This is a genomic window from Pseudomonas sp. PDNC002, from assembly GCF_016919445.1.
Lineage (GTDB): Bacteria > Pseudomonadota > Gammaproteobacteria > Pseudomonadales > Pseudomonadaceae > Pseudomonas.
Genome location: NZ_CP070356.1, coordinates 6,298,166 through 6,322,070, shown reverse-complemented (window position 1 = coordinate 6,322,070; position 23,905 = coordinate 6,298,166). Strand labels below are relative to the sequence as shown.

General features: G+C 65.3%; 26 protein-coding genes. 18 read left to right on the top strand and 8 right to left on the bottom strand.

Annotation, left to right across the window (positions count from 1 at the left end; translation table 11 throughout):
• The first annotated feature begins 215 nt into the window (after positions 1–215).
• The 4 genes from JVX91_RS28655 (at position 216) to JVX91_RS28640 (ending at position 4,048) form a co-directional block, all read left to right on the top strand.
• Entirely contained in the window at positions 216–1,055 is an 840-nt protein-coding gene (locus JVX91_RS28655) for an ATPase (RefSeq protein WP_205337393.1), read from the top strand.
• 189 nt (positions 1,056–1,244) lie between these two features.
• Positions 1,245–1,472: a ferrous iron transporter A gene (gene feoA / locus JVX91_RS28650; protein WP_205337392.1), complete on the top strand. Its 228-nt coding sequence runs from the start codon at positions 1,245–1,247 to the stop codon at positions 1,470–1,472.
• 6 nt (positions 1,473–1,478) lie between these two features.
• A complete protein-coding gene (gene feoB / locus JVX91_RS28645) occupies positions 1,479–3,773 on the top strand; it encodes a Fe(2+) transporter permease subunit FeoB (protein ID WP_205337391.1) in 2,295 nt (764 codons plus the stop codon).
• A complete protein-coding gene (locus tag JVX91_RS28640) occupies positions 3,773–4,048 on the top strand; it encodes a FeoC-like transcriptional regulator (RefSeq protein ID WP_205337390.1) in 276 nt (91 codons plus the stop codon). The genes feoB and JVX91_RS28640 overlap by 1 nt, the downstream gene beginning before the upstream one ends.
• Positions 4,049–4,419: 371 nt before the next feature.
• On the opposite strand, the gene JVX91_RS28635 is transcribed toward JVX91_RS28640, so the two are convergent.
• From JVX91_RS28635 to JVX91_RS28625, 3 genes are all read right to left on the bottom strand, one after another.
• Positions 4,420–5,469, bottom strand: a complete 1,050-nt coding sequence (locus JVX91_RS28635; protein WP_205337389.1) for an alkene reductase — start codon at positions 5,467–5,469, stop codon at positions 4,420–4,422.
• Positions 5,470–5,502: 33 nt separating this feature from the next.
• Positions 5,503–6,666: an MFS transporter gene (locus tag JVX91_RS28630; protein ID WP_205337388.1), complete on the bottom strand. Its 1,164-nt coding sequence runs from the start codon at positions 6,664–6,666 to the stop codon at positions 5,503–5,505.
• A 190-nt stretch (positions 6,667–6,856) separates the two neighbouring features.
• Positions 6,857–7,174 carry a helix-turn-helix transcriptional regulator gene (locus JVX91_RS28625; protein ID WP_205337387.1) on the bottom strand — a complete coding sequence of 106 codons (318 nt, stop codon included), beginning with the start codon at positions 7,172–7,174 and terminating at the stop codon, positions 6,857–6,859.
• A gap of 422 nt (positions 7,175–7,596) precedes the next feature.
• Between JVX91_RS28625 and JVX91_RS28620 the strand changes: the two genes are divergently transcribed.
• Together JVX91_RS28620 and JVX91_RS28615 are read left to right on the top strand one after the other, a co-directional pair.
• The gene (locus JVX91_RS28620) at positions 7,597–8,190 is read left to right on the top strand and encodes an ACP phosphodiesterase (protein WP_205337386.1); all 594 of its coding nucleotides are present in this window, start codon (positions 7,597–7,599) and stop codon (positions 8,188–8,190) included.
• A gap of 75 nt (positions 8,191–8,265) precedes the next feature.
• Positions 8,266–9,126: a universal stress protein gene (locus JVX91_RS28615; RefSeq protein ID WP_240201677.1), complete on the top strand. Its 861-nt coding sequence runs from the start codon at positions 8,266–8,268 to the stop codon at positions 9,124–9,126.
• Between the two features lie 153 nt (positions 9,127–9,279).
• On the opposite strand, the gene JVX91_RS28610 is transcribed toward JVX91_RS28615, so the two are convergent.
• Together JVX91_RS28610 and olsB are read right to left on the bottom strand one after the other, a co-directional pair.
• The gene (locus tag JVX91_RS28610) at positions 9,280–10,050 is read right to left on the bottom strand and encodes a lysophospholipid acyltransferase family protein (RefSeq protein ID WP_205337385.1); all 771 of its coding nucleotides are present in this window, start codon (positions 10,048–10,050) and stop codon (positions 9,280–9,282) included.
• Positions 10,050–10,805, bottom strand: coding sequence for an L-ornithine N(alpha)-acyltransferase (gene olsB, locus JVX91_RS28605; protein WP_205337384.1), 756 nt, complete (start codon positions 10,803–10,805; stop codon positions 10,050–10,052). Before olsB ends, JVX91_RS28610 begins: the two co-directional genes overlap by 1 nt.
• Before the next feature lie 148 nt (positions 10,806–10,953).
• Here olsB and JVX91_RS28600 point away from each other — a divergent pair, with 148 nt between their 5' ends.
• From JVX91_RS28600 to JVX91_RS28580, 5 genes are all read left to right on the top strand, one after another.
• Positions 10,954–11,850 (top strand): acyl-CoA dehydrogenase family protein, encoded by an 897-nt coding sequence (locus JVX91_RS28600; protein ID WP_205337383.1) that lies wholly within the window; start codon positions 10,954–10,956, stop codon positions 11,848–11,850.
• Between the two features lie 105 nt (positions 11,851–11,955).
• Positions 11,956–12,741 carry an MBL fold metallo-hydrolase gene (locus JVX91_RS28595; RefSeq protein ID WP_205337382.1) on the top strand — a complete coding sequence of 262 codons (786 nt, stop codon included), beginning with the start codon at positions 11,956–11,958 and terminating at the stop codon, positions 12,739–12,741.
• A 116-nt stretch (positions 12,742–12,857) separates the two neighbouring features.
• Positions 12,858–13,985, top strand: coding sequence for a serine hydrolase (locus JVX91_RS28590; protein ID WP_205337381.1), 1,128 nt, complete (start codon positions 12,858–12,860; stop codon positions 13,983–13,985).
• Positions 13,982–14,329 (top strand): amidase, encoded by a 348-nt coding sequence (locus JVX91_RS28585; RefSeq protein WP_205337380.1) that lies wholly within the window; start codon positions 13,982–13,984, stop codon positions 14,327–14,329. Before JVX91_RS28590 ends, JVX91_RS28585 begins: the two co-directional genes overlap by 4 nt.
• A 43-nt stretch (positions 14,330–14,372) precedes the next feature.
• Complete coding sequence (locus JVX91_RS28580) at positions 14,373–14,972, top strand: YceI family protein (protein ID WP_205337379.1); 600 nt, start codon at positions 14,373–14,375, stop codon at positions 14,970–14,972.
• A 391-nt stretch (positions 14,973–15,363) separates the two neighbouring features.
• On the opposite strand, the gene JVX91_RS28575 is transcribed toward JVX91_RS28580, so the two are convergent.
• Positions 15,364–16,863: an MFS transporter gene (locus tag JVX91_RS28575; RefSeq protein ID WP_205337378.1), complete on the bottom strand. Its 1,500-nt coding sequence runs from the start codon at positions 16,861–16,863 to the stop codon at positions 15,364–15,366.
• Between the two features lie 107 nt (positions 16,864–16,970).
• Here JVX91_RS28575 and JVX91_RS28570 point away from each other — a divergent pair, with 107 nt between their 5' ends.
• From JVX91_RS28570 to JVX91_RS28550, 5 genes are all read left to right on the top strand, one after another.
• Positions 16,971–17,876, top strand: coding sequence for a LysR family transcriptional regulator (locus tag JVX91_RS28570; protein ID WP_205340128.1), 906 nt, complete (start codon positions 16,971–16,973; stop codon positions 17,874–17,876).
• 102 nt (positions 17,877–17,978) lie between these two features.
• Positions 17,979–18,554 (top strand): YceI family protein, encoded by a 576-nt coding sequence (locus JVX91_RS28565; RefSeq protein WP_205337377.1) that lies wholly within the window; start codon positions 17,979–17,981, stop codon positions 18,552–18,554.
• Positions 18,551–19,708, top strand: coding sequence for a phospholipase D-like domain-containing protein (locus JVX91_RS28560; RefSeq protein ID WP_205337376.1), 1,158 nt, complete (start codon positions 18,551–18,553; stop codon positions 19,706–19,708). The genes JVX91_RS28565 and JVX91_RS28560 overlap by 4 nt, the downstream gene beginning before the upstream one ends.
• A 32-nt stretch (positions 19,709–19,740) precedes the next feature.
• A complete protein-coding gene (locus JVX91_RS28555; RefSeq protein WP_205337375.1) occupies positions 19,741–21,033 on the top strand; it encodes an acyltransferase in 1,293 nt (430 codons plus the stop codon).
• Between the two features lie 110 nt (positions 21,034–21,143).
• The gene (locus JVX91_RS28550) at positions 21,144–21,737 is read left to right on the top strand and encodes a GNAT family acetyltransferase (protein WP_205337374.1); all 594 of its coding nucleotides are present in this window, start codon (positions 21,144–21,146) and stop codon (positions 21,735–21,737) included.
• A gap of 7 nt (positions 21,738–21,744) precedes the next feature.
• On the opposite strand, the gene JVX91_RS28545 is transcribed toward JVX91_RS28550, so the two are convergent.
• On the bottom strand, positions 21,745–22,032 hold the full coding sequence (locus JVX91_RS28545) for a type II toxin-antitoxin system RelE/ParE family toxin (protein WP_205337373.1): 288 nt from the start codon (positions 22,030–22,032) through the stop codon (positions 21,745–21,747).
• Positions 22,023–22,292 (bottom strand): ribbon-helix-helix protein, CopG family, encoded by a 270-nt coding sequence (locus tag JVX91_RS28540; RefSeq protein WP_024762620.1) that lies wholly within the window; start codon positions 22,290–22,292, stop codon positions 22,023–22,025. Before JVX91_RS28540 ends, JVX91_RS28545 begins: the two co-directional genes overlap by 10 nt.
• A 187-nt stretch (positions 22,293–22,479) precedes the next feature.
• Here JVX91_RS28540 and JVX91_RS28535 point away from each other — a divergent pair, with 187 nt between their 5' ends.
• A complete protein-coding gene (locus JVX91_RS28535; protein ID WP_205337372.1) occupies positions 22,480–23,058 on the top strand; it encodes a DUF2846 domain-containing protein in 579 nt (192 codons plus the stop codon).
• A gap of 328 nt (positions 23,059–23,386) precedes the next feature.
• Positions 23,387–23,899, top strand: a complete 513-nt coding sequence (gene fae, locus JVX91_RS28530; protein WP_205337371.1) for a formaldehyde-activating enzyme — start codon at positions 23,387–23,389, stop codon at positions 23,897–23,899.
• Positions 23,900–23,905: the final 6 nt, after the last annotated feature.

Here is a 23,905-nt window from a genome sequence, read left to right as displayed (position 1 = left end):
GCCAAGTATCTGGAGCGGGAGCAAGGGGCGTGCCACGGTGTCGCAAAGCCACTATTGGCGGGTCGCCTGGGGAACTGCGACCTCCGTCACGGGTCTTCTGTGCGCCGACGAGGTGCGTCGCGCCCCGTGATGGCACGCTGCTCACGGCGTCACATGAACGGATATACTGCGCGCTGCGCAGGCAACACGCCGCTTTATCCCCACAGGTTCATTCCATGCGTAACGATGCATTCGACGAGTTCGATGATGTTCCCAGCCTCTCGACCGACTCCGCGGACCGCGACGAGTTCGGTCATCACCCGCGCCGCGTGGTCGAGCCCAATGGTCGCCCGCTGCCCGAACCGGTGAAACGCGGCGCCAGCACCGGCCCGCTGTGGGCACTGGTCGCGGCCATGGCCATCGCCCTGGGCGGCGTGGCCTGGTGGAGCCACCAGCAACTGATGCTGATGGAACAACAGCTGATCGCCACCCAGGAAAGTTTCGCCAAGATCAGTGAGGAAGCCGCCGGTCGCCTCGACGATATCCGTGGCAAGTTCGTCGCCAACGAGTCCAACGGCATGAGCGACCGCGAAGCACTGAAGCTGCAGGTCAAGCAGCTGCAGGGCCGTCTGGCCGAGCAGGCCAAGGCGCAGCAGACTTCCCTGTCGGAGTTCGACGGTGCCCAGGGCAAGCGCCTGGCGCAGATCAACGATGACCTCAAGGCTCAGCAGGACAGCGCCGCGCAACTGATCGCGCAACTGGACGGCAAGCTCAAGGCCATTTCCGATGAGCAGGCCAAGTTCAAGAACGTGCAGACAGACCTTGCCGCCGCCAATCAGCAGATCCAGGCGCTCAACACGGAAATCGCCAACCTGAAGAAAGACGGCAGCCAGGCCAAGGCGATCAAGAGCATTCAGGACGATCTGTTCGTGCTGCGCTCCGAGGTCGACGGTCGCCAAGGCCAGGCCAACAGCGATACCAAGGAGTTCGATGTCTTCCGCATCCAGGTGATGCGCAACATCAACACCCTGCAGACTCAGGTGCAGAACCTCCAGCAGCAGCTCAGCAGCCGCTGACCGCAAGCACTGCAAAAAGCCCCCGCGCCGTAAGGTCCGGGGGCTTTTTTCTGGCTATCCCTCTTTGGGGGTAGCAAGGGCATTTCTTGTCTTGAGTCAGGTTTGGCTCGGAGCGCGGGGCGAATAATGGCCGACAAATGAGAGTTATTTAGATTCTCTCGTGTCGCCGATTTCGCCAGGAGGCCCTCCATGCTCGACCTTCAAGCACAACGCCGGTACCGCATCACCGGCTACCGGCCCGGAATCGGCGCCGCCTTCCGCCAGCGGTTGTTTTCCATGGGGCTGTTGCCGGGCGCCGAGCTGAAGGTGCGCCGCGTGGCGCCGCTGGGCGATCCGGTGCAGGTGGATACCCGCCAGTGCAGCCTGGTGCTGCGCCGCCGCGACCTGGCGTTTCTCCAGCTCGAAGCGCAGGACTGATCGACCATGGATGAACTGCGCATCGGCCTGATCGGCAACCCCAACGCGGGCAAGACCACCCTGTTCAACCAGCTCACCGGCTCGCGCCAGCGCGTCGGCAACTGGGCCGGCGTCACCGTGGAGCGCAAGGAAGGCAGCTTCCGCACGGCGCGTCACAACGTGCGACTGGTGGACCTGCCAGGCACCTATTCGCTGACCACCTTGTCGACCCAGGCTTCGCTGGACGAGCAGATCGCCCGGCGCTGCATCGTCGATGGTGAGGTGGACGTGCTGGTCAACGTCGTCGACGCGACCAACCTCGAACGCAATCTCTACCTCACCGTGCAGCTGCGCGAGATGGGCCTGCCCTGCGTGGTCGCGCTGAACATGCTCGATATCGCCCGCACCCAGGGCCTGAACATCGACCGCGAGGCGCTGGCACGGGAGCTGGGTTGCCCCGTAGTGCCGCTGGTGTCGACCCGTGGCGAAGGCATCGATGCGCTGAAGGAGGCCATCGACGGCCTGACTGCCCAGACGCCGCTGCAAGTGCCGTATCCCGCTGCGCTGCGCAACGCCGTCACTCAACTGTTGCCCGCCGACGCGCCGCCAACCCAGGCGTGGATGGCCCTGCTGGCGCTGGAAGGCGACCTGCACAGCGCCCGTCAGCTCCAGCTCGAACCGGCGAGCCTGCTGGCCGCGCGTGACGCAATCCGCTGCGCCTGCGGCGAAGACCCGGAGCTGCTGCTGGTAGATGCGCGCTACCGTCTGATCGGCGAACTCTGCGAGCGCGCCAGTAACCATCGTGACGCCGCGCCGCATCGCCTGACCCAGGTGCTGGACAGCATTGCGCTGAACCGCTGGCTGGGCATTCCGGTGTTCCTCTTGGTGATGTACCTGATGTTCTTCTTCGCCATCACCCTGGGTGGCGCATTGCAGCCGATCTTCGACCAGGGCTCCTCGGCGCTGTTCATCGACGGCATCCAGTGGCTGGGCGCGCGCACCGGCGCGCCGGACTGGCTGACCGCGCTGCTGGCCCAGGGCCTGGGCGGCGGCATCAATGCGGTACTGCCGCTGATCCCGCAGATCGGCCTGATGTACCTGTTCCTCGCGCTGCTCGAAGACTCCGGCTACATGGCTCGCGCGGCCTTCGTCATGGACCGCCTGATGCAGGCCCTCGGCCTGCCGGGCAAATCCTTCGTGCCGCTGATCGTCGGCTTTGGCTGCAACGTGCCGTCGATCATGGGCACCCGCACCCTGGACAACCCGCGTGAGCGCCTGATGACCTCGATGATGGCGCCGTTCATGTCCTGCGGTGCGCGGCTGGCGATCTTCGCCGTCTTCGCCGCGGCCTTCTTCGGGCAGAACGGTGCGCTGGCGATCTTCTCGCTGTACCTGCTGGGCATCGTCGTGGCGGTGCTGACCGGGCTGCTGCTCAAGCACACGCTGATGCGCGGCGAGGCCTCGCCCTTCGTCATGGAGTTGCCGCTGTACCATGTGCCGCACCTGCGCAGCCTGCTGCTGCAGACCTGGATGCGCCTGCGCGCCTTCGTGGTCCGCGCCGGGACGGTGATCATCCTGGTCAGCCTGGTGATCGGCGGCCTCAACAGCGTCACCCTCGACGGCCGCCCGGTGCAGGGCGACATCGCCGACTCGGCGCTTTCCAGTCTCAGCCACAAGGTCACGCCGCTGCTCAAACCCATGGGCGTGCACGAGGACAACTGGCAGGCCACGGTCGGCCTGGTCACCGGCGCGCTGGCGAAGGAAGTGGTGGTCGGCACGCTGAATACCCTCTACACCGCCGAGCACATCCAGGGCGAAGCCTTCGACGCCGATGCCTACGATCTCTGGGGCCAACTGAAACAGGCTGGCCAGGACACTCTCGACGGTTTGCGCGACTCCTTCAGCCTCAGCGTGTTGGCCAACCCGGTCGCCGCGAGCATGGCCGACGGCGAGATGGAGGAGGGCTCCATGGGCACCTTCGCCGCCAAGTTCGGTAGCCCGCTGGCCGCCTACAGCTATCTCGTCTTCGTGCTGCTCTATGTGCCCTGCGTGGCGACACTCGGCGCGCTGACCCGCGAAAGCGGCCGTGGCTGGATGACCTTTGCGGTGTTCTGGGGACTCAACGTGGCGTACTCGCTGGCGACCCTGTGCTACCAGGTATTCAGCTTCGCCGAACATCCGCAGTACAGCGCGGTAGCTATCAGCGTGGTGCTGATATTCAACCTGGCGCTGTTCCTGATCCTGCGCTGGGTCGGCCGGCGCGGCCTGGAGCTGGATAGCGAGCGCGAGTTGCGCGCGGCTCCGGCGGGGAGCTGTCACTGATGGTCACGGCAATCGCGGTGCGCAACCTGCTGGGCGAGATGGGGGAGGCGGATGTGCCGACCCTCGCTCAACGCCTCGGCGCCTCCAGGGCGCTGCTCGAAGCTTTGCTGGAAAGGCTGCTGGTGATGGGCGTGGTGGAAAAGGTCGCGCCCGAGCCGGCGGTCTGCGGGAGTTGCAAGGGATGCGCGGAGGCGACGCGGTGTTCGACGACCGGGTATCGCCTCTCCGGTCGCCATGTCGCCACGCCCTTGCGCTGGAGCAGCTCCTATAGGTAACTCCGGGCGACCGGTGTAGGAGCGGACCCTGTCCGCGATGTGCCACCGGCCAACTCGGAGCTGTCGGTAATCGATCGCGGACGGAGTCCGCTCCTACGAGATGCCTCTGTGCTTGGGTCGGCCCTCACCCTAACTCTCTCCCAGGGGGAGAGGGGACCGTTAGGTGCAGGCTGAAACCTTTGCGTCAGCCTGCGCGGACGGCTCCCTCTCCCTCAGGAGCGGGGCGCGTAGCCAGGGCTGGGGTGAGGGGAAAGCGTCGGCGCGGGCTTCCCGAGAGACAGTTGCTCCTACACAGGGTTGTTGCCTTGCGCAGAAATGAAAAGGGCGCCTTCAAATGAAGGCGCCCTTTTCGTTGGCGCTAGTCCGAACCCTTACAGGCGCGGGTAGTCCAGGTAGCCGACCGGGCCCTTGCCGTAGAAGGTTTCCGGGTGCGGCTCGTTCCAGGCGGCGCCTTTCTGCAGGCGAGTCACCAGGTCCGGGTTGGCGATGAACGGAATGCCGAATGCCACCGCATCAGCCTTGCCGCTTTCCAGCCACTCGCTGGCGGTTTCCTTGGTGAAGCGTTCGTTGGCGATGTACACGCCGCCGAAGATTTCCTTCAGTTTCGGGCCGATGCTGTCGTCAGCGGCCTTCTCGCGGGTGCAGATGAACGCCACGCCGCGCTTGCCCAGCTCGCGGGCCACATAGCCGAAGGTGGCCAGTGGGTCGGCATCGCCCATGTCGTGGGAGTCCATGCGCGGAGCCAGGTGCACACCGACGCGGCCGGCGCCCCACACGCCGATGGCGGCGTCGGTGACTTCCAGCAGCAGGCGGGCGCGGTTCTCGATGGAGCCGCCGTATTGGTCGTTGCGCTGGTTGGTGCTGCTCTGCAGGAACTGGTCGAGCAGGTAGCCATTGGCACCGTGGATTTCCACGCCGTCGAAGCCGGCGGCCTTGGCGTTCTCGGCACCGATGCGGTAGGCCTCGACTATGTCGGCGATCTCTTCGGTTTCCAGGGCACGCGGGGTGACGAATTCCTTGATCGGGCGCACCAGGCTGACATGGCCGGCCGGTTTGAGGGCGCTCGGTGCTACCGGGGTTTCGCCGTTCAGATACAGCGGGTCGGAGATGCGGCCGACGTGCCACAGCTGCAGGAAGATGCGGCCGCCATTGGCGTGTATGGCCTTGGTGACGTTGGTCCAGCCGCGAACCTGATCGTCGGACCAGATGCCGGGGGTGTCCGGGTAGCCGACGCCCATCGGGGTCACCGAGGTGGCTTCGCTGAGGATCAGGCCGGCATCGGCGCGCTGGGAGTAGTACTCGGCCATCAGCGCGTTGGGCACGCGGCCTTCGTCGGCGCGGCAGCGGGTCAGCGGGGCCATGATGATGCGGTTGGGCAGTTCCAGGTCACCGATGACGATGGGATCGAAAAGCGTAGTCATTGCGTTACTCCAATACGGGGTGAGGGTGGAGGATCAATCGAGGACGGTTTGGGGCTGGTTGGGCTTGCCGCTGAACGCGATCATCACCGCGATCAGCGCGAGTACGGAGAGCACGGCGCCGGCCAGGGGCACGCGGGTCAGGCCCAGGCCGTGGTCGATGACGCTGCCGCCGACCCAGGCGCCAATGGCGTTGCCGACGTTGAAGGCGCCGATGTTCAGGGTGGCGACGAGGTTGGGCGCGGCGCCGCCGACGCGGACCACGTTGACCTGCAGGGCAGGCACGGCGGCGAAGGCAGCGGCGGCCCAGATGAACAGGGTGATTTCGGCCGGGATCAGCGAGGCGCTGGTCCAGCTCAGCACGGTGGAGACGACGGCCATGGTGGCGAACACGCCGGCCAGGGTCGTGCCCAGGCGCCAGTCGGCGAGGCGGCCTCCGATGATGTTGCCCAGGGTCAGGCCGAGGCCGATCAGTACCAGGGTCCAGGTGATGCCGCGCGGGGAAACCTGGGTGACCTCCCCCAGCAGCGGCGCGACGTAGGTGAACAGCGCGAAGACGGCGGCGGAGAACAGCACGGTGGTGCCCAGCGCCAGCCACAGCGGGCCGTTGCGCAGCGCGGCGACTTCCTTGCGCATGTCCACCGCTTCTTCATCGTGTTGCTTGGGCAGCACGCGCCACAGGCTGATCAGGGCGACGACGCCGATCAGGGTCACCGCCCAGAAAGGCGAGCGCCAGCCAGCGACCTGGCCCAGCGCGGTACCGGCCGGAACGCCGAGCACGTTGGCCAGGGTCAGGCCGGTGAACATCAGGGCCACGGCGGAAGCCTTGCGGTTGGCCGGCACCAGGCTGGCGGCGACCACCGAGCCGATGCCGAAGAAGGCGCCGTGGCAGAGCGCAGTGATGATCCGCGCCAGCATCAGCAGGCCGTAGTTGGCGGCCACCGCGCAGAGCAGGTTGCCGAGGATGAAGATGCCCATGAGCATCAGCAGCGCGGTCTTGCGCGGCAGTCGGGCCGTGAGCAGCGCCATGATCGGCGCGCCGATGGCGACGCTGAAGGCATAGCCGCTGACCAGCCAGCCGGCGGCGGGAATGGAGACGGACAGGTCGCCCGCGACCTCGGGCAACAGGCCCATGATCACGAATTCCGTGGTGCCGATGGCAAACGCGGACAAAGCGAGGACGAGAAGCGAAGTGGGCATGCGCCTGCTCCTGGAAAGTTGAAATTGTCTTGGCTGGCAGTAGCCGGTCAAACCCGTCCTGAATCTGCTGCGCGTCGGCATAGCTGCGTTGAAAACAGACTCGGAATGCTCATTTACCGCTTGTAAACTGCGCTTCCTCGTCTGTTTTCGCCTTGCTCTGCTCTAGCTCGCAAGATCCTGAACGGGTTTGTTACAACGCTTCGCTCAAGTGGCGAACAAAGGCCTCGATGGTCTCTTCATTGCGTTTGAAGAAGTTCCACTGGCCGACTTTTCGACTGGTCACCAGACCCGCGCGCTGGAGGGCGGCCAGATGCGCGGAGACGGTGGATTGCGACAGACCGGTACGCTGGTCGAACTTGCCGGCGCAGACGCCGATCTCGAAGGATTGGTGCTCCTGCTCGACGAAGAATTGCTCCGGGTCCTTGAGCCAATACAGCATGTCGCGCCGTACCGGATGGGCCAGGGCCTTGAAGATTTCGTCGAGGTCGAGATTGAGTTGTTCAGTCATGTGGGCGTATCGGTATATCGCGTTGGGACGAACTATATATCGGTCAAAAGCGATATGAATTCGTTTGGGGCGATAGTAATGATCACTATCGGTGATATTGCCCAGCTGGCGTATGAGCGGACTCCGTCCGCGATGGGCGCCCGGCGCGATACGGACCTATCGCGGATGAATCCGCTCCTGCGTGAAAGTTCTGCGCTCGGGTCGGCTCTCACCCTAACCCCCTCCCAGGGGGAGAGGGAACCGTTAGGTGCAGGATGAAACCTCAGCGTCAGCCGGCTCGGGCTGCCCCCTCTCCCTGAGGGAGAGGGCTGGGGTGAGGGGGATGCATCGGTACGGACTTCCCAGGAAAAGACAGCTGCTCCTACGCATCGACCAGGCATGGCGTTTACAGGTTGGCTACGGTTCCGCGCTAAGCTCACCTTATGAATTACCTCGCGCATCTCCATCTGGGCGGCGACCGGCCCGCCCAACTGCTCGGCAGCCTCTACGGCGATTTCGTCAAAGGCCCGCTCGCCGGCCAGTGGCCCGCCGAGATCGAGGCGGGCATCCGCCTGCACCGGCGCATCGATGCCTTCACCGACAGTCATCCCTTGATACACAGTGCCAAGACACGTTTCCCCAGCGAGCGCCGGCGCATGGCTGGCGTGCTTCTGGACGTGTTCTTCGACCACTGCCTGGCCCGTGACTGGGGGCGTTTCTCCGAGGAGTCGCTGGAGCACTTCACCCAACGGGTCTACGGTGTACTGGGCCGCACGCCCGGCCTGCCGGAGCGTCTGGCGCGCATTGCACCGCGCATGGCGGCGCAGGATTGGCTGGGCAGTTACCGGCAGTTCGAGGTGTTGCAGGACGTGGTGACCGGTATGTCCCGGCGCCTGTCGCGGCCATCCCTGCTGGACGGCGCCTGGGAGGAACTGGAGCGGCTCTACGTGCCACTCAGCGCGGATTTCCGCGAGTTCTATCCCGAACTGCAGGCCTTCGTCAGAAATCCGCCGAAATCGATGGACGGTCCGGCCTGACTTGATATGCGTCAACCGCCCGGCGGTCCATAGCGTGTGCAATAGACACATCTGAAGGACGACGAGAGGAACAGCATGATGAAGTCGTTAATGGTCGCAACGGATCTGTCTGGCCGTTCCGAAAAGGCTTTGCACCGTGCGGCGGCGCTCGCCAAGCGCTACGCCTGTCCCTGGACCGTGATCTACGTGGTCGATGAAGACCAGCCTGCCGCGCTGGTCGAGCAGGAAGTCACCCAGGTGCGCCTGATGCTCGAAGCGCGCCTGGTGGAACTCACCGAACTGGGCGGCACCTGCCCGAAGCTGCTGGTGGAGCGCGGTGACCCGAATCAGCAGATCCTCGCCGCTGCAAAGAAACAGAATTGCGAAGTCCTGGTGATGGGCGCGCACCGCAAGAGCGTGCTGCGCGACATCTTCGTCGGCACCACGGTGGAGCGAGTGTTGCGCGCCGGGCAAGTGCCGGTGCTGGTGGTCAACCAGCCGGCCGCCGGCGAATACCGCGATCTGCTGCTGGCACTGGACACCTCGCCAGCCTCGGCCCACGCGGTGGAAGTGGCCGATGAGCTGGGCCTGCTAGAAGGCGCCGTGCGCCGTGGCGTCTACGCCTTCAGCCCGCTGGCCAAGGGCATGATGCAGTACTCCGGGGTGAGCGAAGAGCGCATCGACGAATTCGTCAGCAGCGAATCGCGCCAGGCGGTGGACGAGCTGAAAAAGTTCCTCCACGACCAGCACCTGGAAGAACGCATCGACGAACAACTGGTGGCCGTCGGGCTGCCGGGCAACGTGTTGCAGCGGATGGTCGACAAGCATCGACCGGATCTGCTGGTCATGGGTACTCGGGGTATGGGTGGAATCAAGCGTGCCCTGATCGGCAGTGTCGCCGACTACGCTCTGCGCGAACTGGATTGTGACATCCTGGTCGTGCCGCCGGAGGCTTGAGCCTTCGGCGTCTGGAGACTGTTTTCAGGCTTCACCGGGCGGCTCGAGGGTGTCGCCCGGCGCAGTTTGAAAGCCGTTTCGTCAGAGTGGGAACCCGCCGGCCGTAGGTTACGGCGGGCTCCAAATTCTCTTCGCTGCTTTCGTCAGCGAACCTCAGGCCGCGATGGCCGACTCTTCCTGAATATCACACACCACGGCGTGGATCGCGCCTTGCGCCTGTTTCGCCAGCAGATTGCGATCCTGGTGGGCGCTGGACAGCGCCGGCAGCAGGTGGATTTCCACGACTCCCCGATCATTGTCGAACAGACGCTTCAAGTGGCTGACCAGATCATCGTCACCGATGAAGGGCGCCAACTCGCACGCCTGGCCGTTGCGGCGGTAACGCAGTGCCACCGGCTGTACCGGCACGCCGGCCTCGATGGCACTGGCCATCAGGCGACCGTGGAAGGTGCGCAGGCCCTGGCCGTCGGTGGTGGTGCCTTCGGGGAAGACCAACAGTGAACGCCCGCGCGACAGGTGCGTGGCCAGTTGCGCGTTGATCATCCGCGCATCGCCAGAACCCCGGCGGATGAACAGCGTACCGGCCTTTTCCGCCAGCCAGCCGGCGACCGGCCACTGGCGCACTTCGGCCTTGGACAGGAAGGTCAGCGGCAGCAGGGCGCCGAGCAGCGGGATATCGACCCAGGACACGTGATTGGACACCCACAGCATCGGCTGGCCGGGCAACTCGCCGTGCACCTTCACGTCGAAGGGCAGGGCGCCACCGAGACGCGCCAGGTACCAGCAGGTCAGGCGCTGGCGCAGGGGCATCCAGTCGCGGCCGGGCAGGCGCTCCAGCAGGCTGACGAAGGCAGCCAGCGCGAGGCCCACCGTCAACACCAGCAGCAGGCGGGCAACGCGCAGCCAGGCGCGCAGGCTGCGCATCAGACCGCGGCCTTGAAGTGGCGGGCGTAGCGTGGGCAGAGCTCGTCGCGCTTGAGCAGGATGAACACGTCGGCGACGCCGAAATCCGGGTCCCAGCAGGGCTCGCCGCAGATTTTCGCGCCCAGGCGCATGTAGGCCTTGAGCAGGGGCGGCAGCTCGGCGGTGAGGTTGTCCGGCACGTCCAGCTGCGGCAGCGGGGTCTTCGGCTCGGCACGCAGGTTTTCCTGGCACAGATAGCGATCACGCAGACGCTGCATGACGGCGCGGGCCTGGATGCCGCCATCGCGCATGGGGATGCTGGCGCAGCCCATCAGGTAGCGGTAGCCGCCTTCGTTGAGCACTTCCGCCAGCTCGCTCCACAGCACGGCGATGGTGCCGCCGTTGCGGTAGGCCGGGTCGACGCAGGTGCGGCCAATTTCCAGCACCGGGCCTTGCAGGTTGTCCAGGCCGTCGAGGGCGAATTCCTCTTCGCTGTAGTAGCGCCCCAGGCGCTGCGCGGCGCGGTGATCGAGCAGGCGCGTGGTGGCCACCAGCGCGCCGGTGTTCAGGTCGCGTACGCCGATGTGTGCGCAGTGGCGGTCGTAATCGTCCATGTCCAGGCCTTGGTCCGCGCCCTTGAGCTGGGCATCGAACTCGCTGCTGAACACGCGGTAGCGCAGGGCCTGGGCTTCGCGCAGGGCGCGGGCGCCGCGCAGACGCACGGCCTTCAGACGGCGTTCTGCGGGGGTGTCACAGGAGAGGGCGATCTGACTCATGCGAGTGCCTCCGTGAACCGGCCATGCGGGTTGCGGCCGGTCGGCTTTGTTGTGCAAGCTCAGGCTAGGAATGACCGGTGTCACCTCCGTGACGATGCGGTGATGCTTGTATGACAACAACAACGACCTCGAAGGAAGGAGTGCCTCGATGACCTGGAAATGCCTGATAGGCCAGCAGGAACGGTTACCGATCGGGCTGGCCCTGGACGACTGGTATGCCGAGTTGCTTGCGCGCGCAGGCCATGCGGGCAGCTTCGAGCTGGCGGTGCTCGGCGGACGCCTGGCGACTTCGCCGGGCCTGGCCTTCCTCGCCGGTTATCAGGCCGCCCTGCGCGCACTCTGGCCAGCGGCCCCGCTCAGCCTTGGCGCGCTCTGCGTGACGGAGAGGAAGAGCGTGCGTCCCGCCGACTTGCAGACGCGCCTCGACGGCCTGGTGCTGCACGGCCGCAAGGACTTCGCCACCGCCGCCGAGAGCGCCGCCTGGTGGCTGGTCGCCGCGCGCGATGAGGAAGAGGGGCAGTCTCCGCGCATCGCCATGACCGTCGTCCAGGCCGGTGCACCCGGTGCGAAGCTGGAGACACTGCCGGCCCTGCCGCTGATGCCGGACATCCCCCACGCCCGCCTGCTGCTCGACGGCGCCCATTGCGAGCGTTTGCCCGGCGATGGCTGGGAGAGCTACAGCAAACCGTTCCGCACCCTTGAAGACACCCATGTGCTGGCCGCGATCTGCGCGTGGCTCTATGGCCTCGCCGTCGAGCACAGTTGGCCCGCGGAGCTGACCCTGCGCCTGGTCGGCGTGCTCGCCGGTTGCGCGGAAGTCAGCCGCCAACCCGCCGGTCAGCCGGAAACCCACCTGCTGCTGGCCGGTGTGTTCAGCCAGTTCGAAAGCCTCGCTGCGACGCTGGATGCCGCCTTCGCCTCGGGCGATCCGGAGCTGGCGGAGGTCTGGAAACGCGACAAGGGCGTGCTCGCCATCGCCGGCGCCGCACGGGCCAAGCGCCTGGAAAAAGCGAGGGTGGCAATAGGCCTTGACCCACGTCAGTGAGGGCCTGGGGAGGGGACGTTAGCCTTACAGATGTTTCTGAGATACCAAGAAATTTCCGCAGGGCTACCCACTGTTTTCCCTCCCACTGCTTTAGGAAATCCCCTCATGCGACGCGAACCCATCGTGTTGTTCGACGACGGTAAACATCAATGCCTGTGTTTCGACGATCTGGTCAGCGGCGACGGTGTGCAATCCAACCAGTTCCTCATCGTTGACCACGACAAGCGCCTGCTGCTCGATCCGGGCGGCGACCTGACCTACACGCCACTGTCCCTCGAACTCTCGAAACTGTTCTCGCTGCAGGACCTGGACTATATCTTCGCCTCGCACCAGGACCCGGACATCATCGCCGCGCTGGACAAATGGCTGCTGCACACCCGCGCCAAGGTCATCTGCTCCAAGCTCTGGGCGCGCTTCCTGCCGCACCTGACAGCCAACTACCTGGCAGTCAGCCATGGCATTTCCACCTACGACCGGGTCATCCCGCTGCCTGACCGTGGCGAGTCGGTGCAACTGGGGCGCTGCCAGTTGAAGATGATCCCCGCGCACTTCCTCCACTCGGTGGGCAACTTCCAGATCTACGATCCGGTCAGCAAGATCCTCTTCTCCGGCGACATGGGTGCCTCCCTGGTGGACGACGCCAGCCCCGTGCAGGATTTCGCCGCCCACGTGCCGCACATGGAAGGTTTCCACCGTCGCTACATGGCCTCGAACAAGGTTGGCCGGCTGTGGGCCAACATGGTCCGCGGCATGGACATCGAGATGATCGTTCCGCAGCACGGTCGGCCGTTCGTGGGCAAGGCCATGATCGGTGCCTTCCTCGACTGGATCAGCGACTTGCAATGCGGCATGGACCTGATGGGGCCGGACGATTACCAGGTGCCACGCTGACAGGTTCCATGCTGACCGATTGCGCCAATCGTCCTTGATTACGGCACAATCGGCGCTTAATTCGTCATCTTCACCGTGCTAGGGTGCGGGCCGACCTGATAACAAGAGGCCCGCCGATGCCCGTTACTTCGTTCCGGCCAGCGCTACGCGCGCTGGCCCTCGCCACCTGTCTGCTCAGTGGCCACGCCCACGGCGCCGAAACCTGGCCCGAGGCCGACTGGCCCCACGGCGCCACGCCCAGCGGTGCCGCTGTCCAAGCCTTCGAAAGCTATGCCTTCCCCGACCGCGACGATGCGACCCGCAAGGGTGTGCGCACCGATGCGGTGGTGGTGATTCGCGATGGCCAACTGATCTACGAACGCTACGCCGGCCCGACGCGCGCCGAGACGCCGCACCTGGCCTGGTCGATGAGCAAGAGCGTGATGGCCAGCGTGCTTGGCGTGGCCTTTGGCGAGGGCAAGTTCCAGCTCGACGACCCCGTCGCCAAGCATTACCCGGCCTTCTCCGAACATCCGGACATCAAGATGCGCGACCTGCTGCACTGGGCCTCCGGCCTGGCCTGGCAGGAAGAGTACGAATACGCGCCGGTGCGCTCCTCGGTGGTGGCGATGCTCTACACCCGTGGCCGCGATGACATGGCGAAGTTCACCGCCGGTTTCCCCTCCGATGCCGAGCCGGGCAAGCGCTTCCGCTACTCCAGCGGCGACAGCAACGTGCTCTCGGCCTCGCTCAAGGAGATGGTCGGCAAGGCCTACGCGGATTATCCGTGGACCGCGCTGTTCGAGCCGCTGGGCATCCAGTCCGCCGTCTGGGAGCGCGATGCCAGCGGCACCTTCGTCGGTTCTTCCTACGCCTATATGACTGCCCGCGACATGGCACGCATCGGTCTGCTGATGGAGCGCGGTGGACGCTGGAAGGAGCGCCAGTTGCTGCCGCAGGACTGGCTGAAGTTTGTCCTGGCGCCGTTCCCGGAGTACCAGCCCGATCCCAAGAAGCCCAATGAAGCGGTCCCCGGCGGACAGTGGTGGCTCAACCGCCCGGTGGCCGGCTCGCCGGCGCCCTGGCCGGATGCCCCCGAGGATACCTTCGCCGCTCTCGGCCACTGGGGCCAGGCGCTGTACGTGATCCCCGAACAGAAGCTGGTGATCGTCCGCTACGCCGACGACCGCGACGGCAGCTACCAACACGACGCCTTCCTCAAACTTGCCCAGGCGGCCTTCGCCCACGGGGAGGTGCAGCCATGATCCGCCGCCATCCGATCCTCAGCGTTCTCGCCCTGCTGCTCGTCGCGCTGGCCGTGGTGATCTGGCAGAACCGCATCCATCTCGCCGCCTTCCCCGGCATCATCGGTGCCTACACCGCCAAGGAGTACTGTTCCTGCCGCTACGTTATGGGGAACTCGGCGGACTATTGCCGGGCCTATACCAAGCAGTACGTGCCGACCAGCGCCTTCCTCGACGACGAAGCGCGCAAGCGGGTGACCGCCCGTGGCCTTGGCAGTACGCAGACAGCCGCCTGGCTCAGTGCGCGCGAGGGATGCCAGCTGATGCCCCAGGCGGACGATTTGCCCGAATCGGGCAGCCACTGACGGGCGCGTTCCACGGAGCGGGGCGACCCGCTTCGGAGGATCAATGCATTCTTTTGTAACAGGAGCCGTGTGCGCAGTGCTGGTGCTGGCCAGCCCCCTGGCGATGGCCGAATGGCAACTGGATGGCGACACCTCGCGGATCAGCTTCGTGTCGGTCAAGCGCGGCAAGATGGCCGAAGTGCAACGCTTCGACCGCCTCTCCGGGCAGATCGACGACCAGGGCGCGGTGCGCGTCGTAGTGCCGCTGGAATCCATCGACAGCGGCCTGGCGCTGCGCGACGAGCGCATGCGTAATTCCTTCTTCGAGATCGAGCGCTTCCCGGAAGCGATCATCAGCAGCCAGCTGGACCTGAGCCGCTACGACGACCTGCAGGTCGGCCAGTCGCGCCAGGAAACCGTGGACTTCAATCTCGACCTGCACGGCCAGCAGCGCCGGCTCAAGTCCGAGGTGCTGGTCAGTCGCCCCAGCGAGAGCCGCATCGAAGTGACGACCATGGAGCCGCTGGTGCTCAAGCTGATCGACTTCGACCTGGAGGAGAAGCTGGAGCCGCTCAAGGAAGTCGCCAACGTGCCTTCGATCACGCCCGAGGTGCCGGTGTTTGCGGTGCTGGGGTTCCGCCAAATCATCAAGCAGGCGCCGTGACGGATCCTTTACCTGTAGAAGTATTGGTTTTCTTTTGATGAGTCCGCGCCTGCCCATGCCCTCACCCCAACCCTGGCTACGCGCCCCGCTCCTGAGGGAGAGGGGGGCAGATTGTGCCGGCTGACGCTGTGTTTTCATCCTGCGCCGAACGGTTCCCTCTCCCGCTTGCGGGAGAGGGTTAGGGTGAGGGGCTATTGATCTTGTGGGAGAGGGGCACGTTCGCGGAGCGTACGGCATAGTGCTGGCTACAGACGAAGATCGCTCTACACCAGCACAGCAACGACCGGCAGCTCCGGCTGAAAGCGAAAGCCGGAGCCGACGCTGCAACTGGAGGCGCTGATGAGCACGAAGGCGAGCAGCAGGAGGGTTTTCATGGCGGTATTCCTGTCAGTCAGGGGCGGGCCACCTCCAGTGTAGGCCGCGCCGCACGGCGCGCGCCGAACGCCGCGAAGCTGCCCGCTGCGAACAGCCAGGCGCTGATGCCGCCGTAGCCCAGCACCCAGCCGAAGCCCTGAACCAGCGCCGCGCGCGCGGTGGCCGGGTCAGCGTGCCCCAACTGGCCGGCGGCAATCCGGGCGGCCACTTGCAGCTGCTCGCTGCCATCCACACCGTGCAGTCCCGCGGCGACGCCCCAGAGCAGGATCAACCCCATCACCGCGATATTGATTGCCAGGGAGATCATTCGCGCGCTCATGTCGATCCCCGATGCCATCCCGGCACGGGCGGCAGGCACGGCGGCGGTGGAGGTGTTGGTCACCGTGGTGTTGGTCATGCCCAGGCCGACGCCGGCCAGCACGCAGCCGGGCAACAGGGTCAGCCAACTGGCGTGTTCCACGGCGCTGCCCCAGAGCATCAGGAAGAACCCGACGCCGATCACGAACATGCCGCCGGGAATCACCCAGCCCGGCTGGAAGCGATGCGCCAGGCGCTCGGCGATCGGGGGCACCACCAGTGTCGGCAGCGTATAGGCCAGCAGCGACCAGCCGGCCGTCACGTCGTCGTAGCCGAGTACGCCGTGGTAGTAGACCGGCAGGTAGATCATCAGCGGCCAGAAACTCACGTTCATCCCCGCCGAACCGAACATTGCGCCAGAGAAGGCGCGGATACGCAGCACGGAGAAATCGAACATCGGGTGGGCGACACGGCGTTCGATCAGGACGAATGCTGCCAGGCTGGCGATGCTGGCCAGCAGAATCACCAGCGCCGCGGGGCTGGCGAACCCCATTCCGGCGCCCTGGGTGATGTAGAAAACGAGGCCAAGCACTGCCAGAGACAGCGTCAGCATGCCGCCGAGGTCGAGCCGCTCGGCGTCCGGATCGCGGGACTCCACCGCCCCGTAGAGCGCCAACGCCATCGTCAGCAGGGCGATGGGGCCGTGCATCAGGAACACCCATTGCCAACTGGCCAGGGCGACGATGGCGCTGCCGATGATCGGCCCGAAGCCCAGGCCGATGCCGAAGATCACGCCCCAGGCCGCGAACGCGCGCACGCGCTCGGCCGGGTCGCTGAACTGGCTGCTCAGCACGGCCACCTGGCAGATCAGCATGACCCCGCCGGCGGCGCCCTGCAGGAAACGCCCGGCGATCATCGCCGGCATGTTGGTCGCCAGTCCGCAGAGCAGCGAAGTGATGCCGAACAGCGCCAGGCTGATGACGAACAGGCGCTTGCGGCCGAAGCGGTCGGCCAGGGTGCCGGCGGCCATCAGCACGCTGGTGACGGCGATGGTGTAGGCGTTCATCACCCACTGCAGGTCCTGGAAGTCGCCGTGCAACACGCGCTCCACGGCCGGCAGGCTGGCGGGGACGCTGGAGATTTCCAGGCCGAACATCATCGAGGACAGGCACACCGCCGCCAGGGCGATAAGATTGCGGGGATTGTGGATGGCAGTCATGGGGAGGGCTCCGTTTCCGAGCCGCCATTGTGGAAAAGAACAGGGTTCCCCATTGGCTCCATTTCGTCCCATCATTGGGGCTTGTCAGGATTCAAATGGGCAGTCCGATGGATGACCGACTCGATGGCATCGCCACCTTCGTCCAGGTAGTGGACGCCGGCAGCTTCGCCGTGGCGGCCGAGCGCCTGAACCTCACGCGCTCGGCGGTGGGCAAGGCCATCGCCCGGCTGGAAGCACGCCTGGGCGTACGTCTGCTGCAACGCACCACGCGCAGCCAGAACCTCACCGAGGACGGCCAGGTGTTCTACGACAGCTGCGTACGCGCACTGGCCGAGCTGGATGCCGCCCACGCCGAGCTCGAAGGCGGACGCAGGGAGCCGCGTGGTCGCCTGCGGGTGAGCGTGCCGATCTCCTTCGGTCACCTCTGCGTGGTGCCGTTGATGCTGGAGTTGGCGCGTGACTATCCGGCGCTGAAAATCGATATGTCCTTCACCGATCGCCGCGTCGATCTGATCGAGGAGGGCTTCGATCTCGCCGTGCGCATCGGCCCGCTGGGCGACAGCGCGACGCTGGCCGCGCGCAAGCTGGGCGTGCAGTACACCAGCATCGGCGCGGCCCCTTCGTACCTCGCGCGGCATGGCATGCCGAAGTCCCTCGACGATCTCGCCAGCCATGCCGCCATCAGCTACTCCGTCGCAGGCGTCACCTCACCCTGGAATTTGCGCGATGAGGACGGCCACACGAAACGCATCGACATCGAACCGCAGTTGAGCATGGACGACCTGCAGGCGATTTCCGCGGCCGCCGTGGCCGGCTTCGGGCTGGCGCGAATGCCTTCCTGGCTGCTGGCGCGGCACGTGAAGTGTGGCGAGCTGGTGGTGGTCCGCGGCCGCTGCAATCTGCCGCCGCAGGATGTTCACGTGGTGTGGCCGAAGACTCGCTACATGCCGTCGAAGATCCGCTGCGCCATCGATGCGCTGGTAGCGGGGATTCCCGCCTTGCTGACGGACTGAACCATTGCCGCTCGCATCTGCCCAACTGCGGTCGGTTTGCAAGCCGACGGTGGGCCGCTATCGTTGGCCGTTGATCCATCCGTTTTTCATGTAAGGGATTTCATGCGCTCGCTGTTCGCCTTCCTCTTCGCGGCCTGCTTCGCCGCTTCCGCCCAGGCTGCCTGGTACCTCGATTACGAGTCCTCGCGGCTGACCTTCGTCACCACCAAGAATGCCGACATCGCCGAGGTGAACCGCTTCCTGGTGATGCACGGCAAGGTGGAGGAACAGGGTCAGGTCGAGCTGCGCATCGAGATGGACTCGGTCAGCACCGGCGTACCGCTGCGGGATGAGCGCCTGCGCGACCAGCTATTCGCCACGGAGAAATTCCCCGAGGCGCGCATCACCTCGCGCCTCGACCTGCGCCCCATCACTGATCTGGCCAGCGGCGTGCAACTGGAGATGCGCCTGCCGCTGCGCCTGGAGCTCAACGGCCAGGCGAAGGATTACCGCACCGATGTGCTGATCACCCGTCTGGACGAGCACCGCTTCCAGGTCGTGACCTTGCAGCCGCTGGTGATCAACGCTGCCGACTTCGGTCTCGCACCGGGCGTGGCGCAGTTGCGCAAACTGGCCGGGCTGAAAAGCATCGGCCTATCGGTGCCGGTAGGCGCCGTGCTGATCTTCGCCTCGCGGTGAGCGGGCCGATCTTCCCCTGGCGAAGCGGCAACCGCTTCGCCCTGCTCTACGACGGGGAGCGCTTCTTCCCGCATATGTTCGCCGCCATCGACAGCGCCGAGCGGCAGATCGAGCTGGAGCTCTATCTCGTCGAAAGCGGCAGCTGCGCCGAAGCGCTACTCGATCGGCTGCTGGCGGCCCGCGCCCGTGGCGTGCGGGTGCGCTGCCTGTTCGATGCCTTCGGCAGCCTGAAACTGTCCAGCGCCTGGACGCGCCAACTGCTGGAGGCGGGTGGCGAGCTGCGCCACTACAACCCGCTGAACTGGAAGTCCGGCCTGCGCAACCTGTACCGCGACCACCGCAAGCTGTTGCTGGTGGACGAGCGCGTGGCATATGTCGGAGGGACGGGCGCCACCGACGAGTTCTGGTCGGCGCGGGATAACCACAGCGACTGGCACGAAGTCATGGTGGAAATGACCGGCAGTATCGTCGCCGACTGGCAGCGGCTGTTCGAGCGCCAATGGCATGCGACCTTCGGCGTGCGGGCCTGGAAGCCGCGTGAGGAGGTACTGCTGACGCGCCTGCCGCCGTTGCCCAACTATGGCGAAGGCCTGGCGCGGGTCGCCTACGCCGATGCCGGCCAGCACCGCGACATCGTCCAGGCGCTGGTACGCTCCCTGCGCGGCGCGCACCAGCGGGTGTGGCTCGCGACACCGTATTTCCTGCCAACCTGGAAGGTTCGTCGGGCGTTGCGCAAAGCCGCACAGCGTGGCGTTGACGTGCGCCTGCTGCTCACCGGGCGGCTGACCGATCACGCGCCGGTGCGTTACGCTGGCCAACGCTATTACCCGAGCCTGTTGCGCGCGGGTGTGCGGATCTTCGAGTACCAGCCGCGATTCCTTCATTTGAAGATGGTACTGGTCGATGATTGGGTCAGTGTCGGTTCGTGCAACTTCGATCATTGGAACCTTCGGTTCAATCTCGAGGCCAATGTAGAAGCGTTCGACCCAGAATTCACCGCGGCGGTAGCCGACTGCCTCGCCGCCGATTTTCAGCAGAGCCGGGAGATCGACCTGGGTTTCTGGCGCGCGCGGCCCTGGTGGAAGCGCTTGCGTGAACGTGTGTGGGGCTCGCTGGATCGACTGGTGGTGAATTTCCTCGACCGCCGCCGCTGACGTCGAAGTTGTCTGTCGAGAGGGAGAGAGGCGTGGAGACCAATCGCAAGGAACGTTTCATCGGGCTGGAGTGGTTGCGCTTCCTGATGGGCCTGTACGTGGTGATCTACCACACCCTGCACAGCTATCCGGCCGAGCAGAAATTCGCCGGTCTCGATGACATCACTGCCCTCGGTTTCTTCGCCACCAGCACCTTCTTCGTGCTCTCCGGTTTCCTGCTGTGCCACGTCTATGTCACCGACGGACAGTTGCGCGAGAGCCCGCGCAGTTTCTTCACCAAGCGGTTGTCCAATCTCTATCCGCTGCACATCTTCTCGATCCTGCTGACCATCGCGGTGCTTCTGCTGGTGAGTGGGCTCGGCATCGGTCCTGACCTGGACCAGGCCACGCCGCGCTTCGTCGTCTATGACACCAACGAGGCCATCGGCCGCCTGCAGCCGGAGCTGTTCCACCACTGGATGAGCGACCGCGAGTTGCTGTTCAACAGCATTCTCCAACTGACCATGCTGCAGGCGTGGAACCCCTACTACCTGACTTTCAATGCGCCGCTCTGGTCGTTGTCGACGCTGTTCTTCTTCTACCTGTGCTTCCCCTTCGTCGCGCCGCGCCTGGCCCGGATGAAGCACAAATGGCGCTGGTTGCTCGCGCTGTGGATTCTCTACCTGATCCCGCCGGTGCTGTTGGTGGCCAGCGAGCACTACGGCATGCCCTGGACCGGCCTGTTGCACCGCAACCCGCTGCTGCGCCTGCCGGAGTTTCTCAGCGGCATCCTCGCCTACGGACTGTTCCGCGAATACAAGGACGCCGGCCGCCTGCCGGGGCGTGGCATGTTGGTGGTGATGGGAGCCTTCGTCCTCACCAATTTCCTGCTGGCCGATTATCTCTACACCCACGGCGCCAAGTTCTGGTACTTCCTGCTGCACAACGGCCTGCTGCTGCCGGCTCAGCTGATGCTGGTGTACATGAGCGCGCTGCCGCGCGATCCGAAGAGCAGCCTGATTCGCCACTGGTCGCCAAGGCTGGGGGCGGCGTCGCTGTCGCTGTTCGCGCTGCACGTGCCATTGTTCACGTTATTCTCGCGCAGCGAGAAACTGATCCGTGCGCCGGGGGATTGCCTGGCCGACTGGGCCTTCTGCGTCGAATCGGCCACGCATCAGCAGCTTTCGCTGTGGCTGTATCCGCTGTTCCTGCTGTTCATGGTCACCAGCTGTGTGCTGGTGCAGGAGCGCTGCGTGGTGCCGGTGCGCAAATGGCTGGTGCGACACCTGCTGCCAGCTCCGCCTGCACCACCGACCGCGCGGCGGCGAGTGGTTACCGAGTCGTAATCCATCGTTGGGCCGTTCGCGCCGCCCCTCACCAGCTCTACCGACCTGCGCTGCCCGTGCTAGGTTTTCTGCAGCGCCGCCGCTGCGGCCCTTTGCGGAAGAAAACCATCATGCCCGTCGAGTTCCGCCTGCTTAGCGGCGACGCCCTTCGCCCGTTCGTCGATGATCTGGCGCGACTGCGCATCACCGTGTTCCGCGAGTATCCGTACCTCTACGACGGCAGTCCGGAATATGAAGCCGGGTACCTCGACGCCCATGTGCGATCGGCCTGGAGCCTGTGCGTGCTGGTGATCGATGAGGGCAGGGTAGTGGGGGCTTCGACCGGGCTGCCGCTGCTGGACGAGGCCGAGGCTTTCCAGCAGCCGTTCCTGGCCCAGGGCTGGAACCCGGAGCGAATCTTCTATTTTGGCGAGTCGGTGGTTCTGCCGGAGTACCGCAGCGCCGCTCTCGACCTGCGTTTCTTCGAGGAACGCGAGCGCTTTGCGCGTGGTCTGGGTCGCTTCGATTGGGCGGCCTTCTGCGCCCTTCGGCGGCCGCTGGAGCACTGCGCACGACCCGTCAGCTACCGCTCGCCGGACGCCTTCTGGCTGCAGCGCGGCTTCACTCCGCAACCTTCCCTGCAGACCGAATACCACTGGCGCGATATCGGCGAGCAACGGGAGACTGCCAAGTCGATGATGTTCTGGCTCAAGGAACTGACCTGACTCGGGTTCAGTAACCGGCTTCGCGCTGGTGGCGGATCGCGAGGATGACCAGTGTTTCTCCATCGATGTGGTAGCGGGCTAGGTAGCCGCTGTCACCGAAGTCGATGGGCCATTCGCGGAATTCGATCGGTAGGTCATCGATCAGTCGCCCCATCTGCGGATAGGCCCCCAGCGCCTGGGTGGCCTGGAGAATGATCTGGCCGGCACGGCGGGCGGCGGTGGGATTGGTTTCCCGGAGGAATCGGCGCAGGCGGTCGAGGTCGCGAAGCGCCGCGGGCGCATAGATCACTCGCATTTCGGTGCGGCTTGCTCGTCCTCATCGCCCCAGCTGTTCAGCCAGCTCTCCACCGCTTCGGCAGTGACGTGCTGGCCGGTCGCCTGGAATTCTTCCCAGGCCTGCTCGGTGTCGCGCTTGAGCTTCTCGCGCTGCTCTTCACGCACGACGTATTGGCCGATGGCTTCGCGCATGATCCAGTGCGGCGAGCGCTGGCGCAGTTCGGCCAGCTCGCGGACGCGGGCGAGCATTTCCTCGTCGAGTTTGACTGAAGTGGCCATGGCGGCACCTGTGTAGTTAAAGGTAATACCGGGTAATACTTCGCCCTAGGTGCAGCAGTGTCAAACTGGTTGGGATGAGCGGGGCTCGCCCTGGCGTTTGTGTGAACTCGTCGACCCGGACTTTCGACGGGTGGCAAGGCGTGGCGGCGTGGTTATGCTCCGGGCATAACCATAAGAGGGACTTTCCATGCTCCGACTGGCCCTGTGCGCCTTTCTCCTGATGCTGGCTGGCTGCAGTTCGCCCGGCGCCTTCTTCGGCGCGGTGGACGGGCCGCCGTTCGGTGCGTTGCCGACGGATTCGCAGCAGGCCACGGTGTACATCTATCGGCCACAGAACCAGTGGTCCGACGAGGAGTTGGAAGCTCCCGGACTGTTTATCAACAGGGAACTGATCGGCAGCCTGCCGAGCAACGGCTACTTCGCCCTGAGCTTCGCTCCCGGCAGTTATCCACTGCAGATGCGCCGTCCATTGCTGGGCAGCTTCTGGACTTTCTTCGCAGGCGGCAGCCTGGACTTCACCCTGATCGCCGGCTTCACCCTGGAAGCCCGCGCCGGCGAGGTCTACTACCTGCGCTACGACGAGACCCACACGCCGCCCAAGTACGAACACACGGCGGGGCAGGGTGCCGGCCCGCTGCAATTGGTGGGCAAGGAGCTGGGCTCGCGGGAAATCCCCGCCACGCGCCAAGTGCAGGAGCCCGTGAGCATCGCCGCCAGTGGCAAGGAAGTGGAGAAACCGGGGTTCTTCGAGCGCATCGGCCTCTGACCTAAAGCCCCTTCCGGAGCTATGAGCGCAAGTCATAGCTCCTTGAGTTTTTGTGGTTACCGGGCCGTTCGGGCCCGGTGCTAAAAATCGTCGCACCAGCTCATCGACAACAACAAAGAGCGACGCGACATGACTTCCTCCCTGCTTGCCCTGCCCTCGATCCGTCCTCTGCACTCCGGCCTCTCCGGTGCTTTCGCGCACCCGTCTGATTCGCCCGTCGATACCTGATCCCAAACCGCTTTCCCCCCCGGCGCCTCCGCCGGTTTTGCCACGGGCCGCCTCTGCGCGCCCGGGCTTTCTTACACCCCCACGATCCATGAGGTACCCCATGAAAAAGCTCGACCTGTATATCGGTGAAGGTTTCGAAGGCCCCGGCGTCAACGCCGCGCACATCAACATCCTGCTCGGTCCGCGCAGCGGCCCGGCCGGGCTGGCCTTCTCCAGCAGCCTCGCGTCGCCCAGCCAGGGCCATTGCCCGTTCATGGTGATCGCCCAGCCGAACATCCCGGTCAAGCCGATGACCCTCTACGTGAACAAGGCCGAGATCAACGGCGACCTGCACGCCAACGCCACCTGGGGCGCGTCCCAGGCCGGTATCGCCAAGGCCGTCACCGAAGCGCTGCTGGACGGCACCCTGCCGCCGGAAGCCGAGGACGAATGGGCCATCGTCACCGCCAACTGGGTCAACCCGGGCTGTGACGATCTCGATGCCGTCTACCTGAACAACTACAACGCCTGCCGCACCGCGATCCGCGCGGCGCTGAGCTGCAAGCCCGAGCGCGCGCAGCTGGCCGACGTGGTCAACGCCATCGCCAACCCCTTCTACACCCCCAAGGCCTGAGGTAAG

What these genes read in the sequence shown, in the direction of transcription:
- feoB (WP_205337391.1), top strand. Translation starts at nt 1,479, where the DNA reads ATGGATGAACTGCGCATCGGCCTGATCGGCAACCCCAACGCGGGCAAG.
- JVX91_RS28625 (WP_205337387.1), bottom strand. Translation starts at nt 7,174, where the DNA reads ATGACTGAACAACTCAATCTCGACCTCGACGAAATCTTCAAGGCCCTG.
- feoA (WP_205337392.1), top strand. Translation starts at nt 1,245, where the DNA reads ATGCTCGACCTTCAAGCACAACGCCGGTACCGCATCACCGGCTACCGG.
- JVX91_RS28610 (WP_205337385.1), bottom strand. Translation starts at nt 10,050, where the DNA reads ATGCGCAGCCTGCGCGCCTGGCTGCGCGTTGCCCGCCTGCTGCTGGTG.
- JVX91_RS28540 (WP_024762620.1), bottom strand. Translation starts at nt 22,292, where the DNA reads ATGGCCACTTCAGTCAAACTCGACGAGGAAATGCTCGCCCGCGTCCGC.
- JVX91_RS28630 (WP_205337388.1), bottom strand. Translation starts at nt 6,666, where the DNA reads ATGCCCACTTCGCTTCTCGTCCTCGCTTTGTCCGCGTTTGCCATCGGC.
- JVX91_RS28570 (WP_205340128.1), top strand. Translation starts at nt 16,971, where the DNA reads ATGGATGACCGACTCGATGGCATCGCCACCTTCGTCCAGGTAGTGGAC.
- JVX91_RS28550 (WP_205337374.1), top strand. Translation starts at nt 21,144, where the DNA reads ATGCCCGTCGAGTTCCGCCTGCTTAGCGGCGACGCCCTTCGCCCGTTC.
- JVX91_RS28600 (WP_205337383.1), top strand. Translation starts at nt 10,954, where the DNA reads ATGACCTGGAAATGCCTGATAGGCCAGCAGGAACGGTTACCGATCGGG.
- olsB (WP_205337384.1), bottom strand. Translation starts at nt 10,805, where the DNA reads ATGAGTCAGATCGCCCTCTCCTGTGACACCCCCGCAGAACGCCGTCTG.
- JVX91_RS28595 (WP_205337382.1), top strand. Translation starts at nt 11,956, where the DNA reads ATGCGACGCGAACCCATCGTGTTGTTCGACGACGGTAAACATCAATGC.
- JVX91_RS28585 (WP_205337380.1), top strand. Translation starts at nt 13,982, where the DNA reads ATGATCCGCCGCCATCCGATCCTCAGCGTTCTCGCCCTGCTGCTCGTC.
- JVX91_RS28545 (WP_205337373.1), bottom strand. Translation starts at nt 22,032, where the DNA reads ATGCGAGTGATCTATGCGCCCGCGGCGCTTCGCGACCTCGACCGCCTG.
- JVX91_RS28565 (WP_205337377.1), top strand. Translation starts at nt 17,979, where the DNA reads ATGCGCTCGCTGTTCGCCTTCCTCTTCGCGGCCTGCTTCGCCGCTTCC.
- JVX91_RS28580 (WP_205337379.1), top strand. Translation starts at nt 14,373, where the DNA reads ATGCATTCTTTTGTAACAGGAGCCGTGTGCGCAGTGCTGGTGCTGGCC.
- JVX91_RS28620 (WP_205337386.1), top strand. Translation starts at nt 7,597, where the DNA reads ATGAATTACCTCGCGCATCTCCATCTGGGCGGCGACCGGCCCGCCCAA.
- JVX91_RS28615 (WP_240201677.1), top strand. Translation starts at nt 8,266, where the DNA reads ATGATGAAGTCGTTAATGGTCGCAACGGATCTGTCTGGCCGTTCCGAA.
- JVX91_RS28635 (WP_205337389.1), bottom strand. Translation starts at nt 5,469, where the DNA reads ATGACTACGCTTTTCGATCCCATCGTCATCGGTGACCTGGAACTGCCC.
- JVX91_RS28655 (WP_205337393.1), top strand. Translation starts at nt 216, where the DNA reads ATGCGTAACGATGCATTCGACGAGTTCGATGATGTTCCCAGCCTCTCG.
- JVX91_RS28640 (WP_205337390.1), top strand. Translation starts at nt 3,773, where the DNA reads ATGGTCACGGCAATCGCGGTGCGCAACCTGCTGGGCGAGATGGGGGAG.
- JVX91_RS28590 (WP_205337381.1), top strand. Translation starts at nt 12,858, where the DNA reads ATGCCCGTTACTTCGTTCCGGCCAGCGCTACGCGCGCTGGCCCTCGCC.
- fae (WP_205337371.1), top strand. Translation starts at nt 23,387, where the DNA reads ATGAAAAAGCTCGACCTGTATATCGGTGAAGGTTTCGAAGGCCCCGGC.
- JVX91_RS28575 (WP_205337378.1), bottom strand. Translation starts at nt 16,863, where the DNA reads ATGACTGCCATCCACAATCCCCGCAATCTTATCGCCCTGGCGGCGGTG.
- JVX91_RS28535 (WP_205337372.1), top strand. Translation starts at nt 22,480, where the DNA reads ATGCTCCGACTGGCCCTGTGCGCCTTTCTCCTGATGCTGGCTGGCTGC.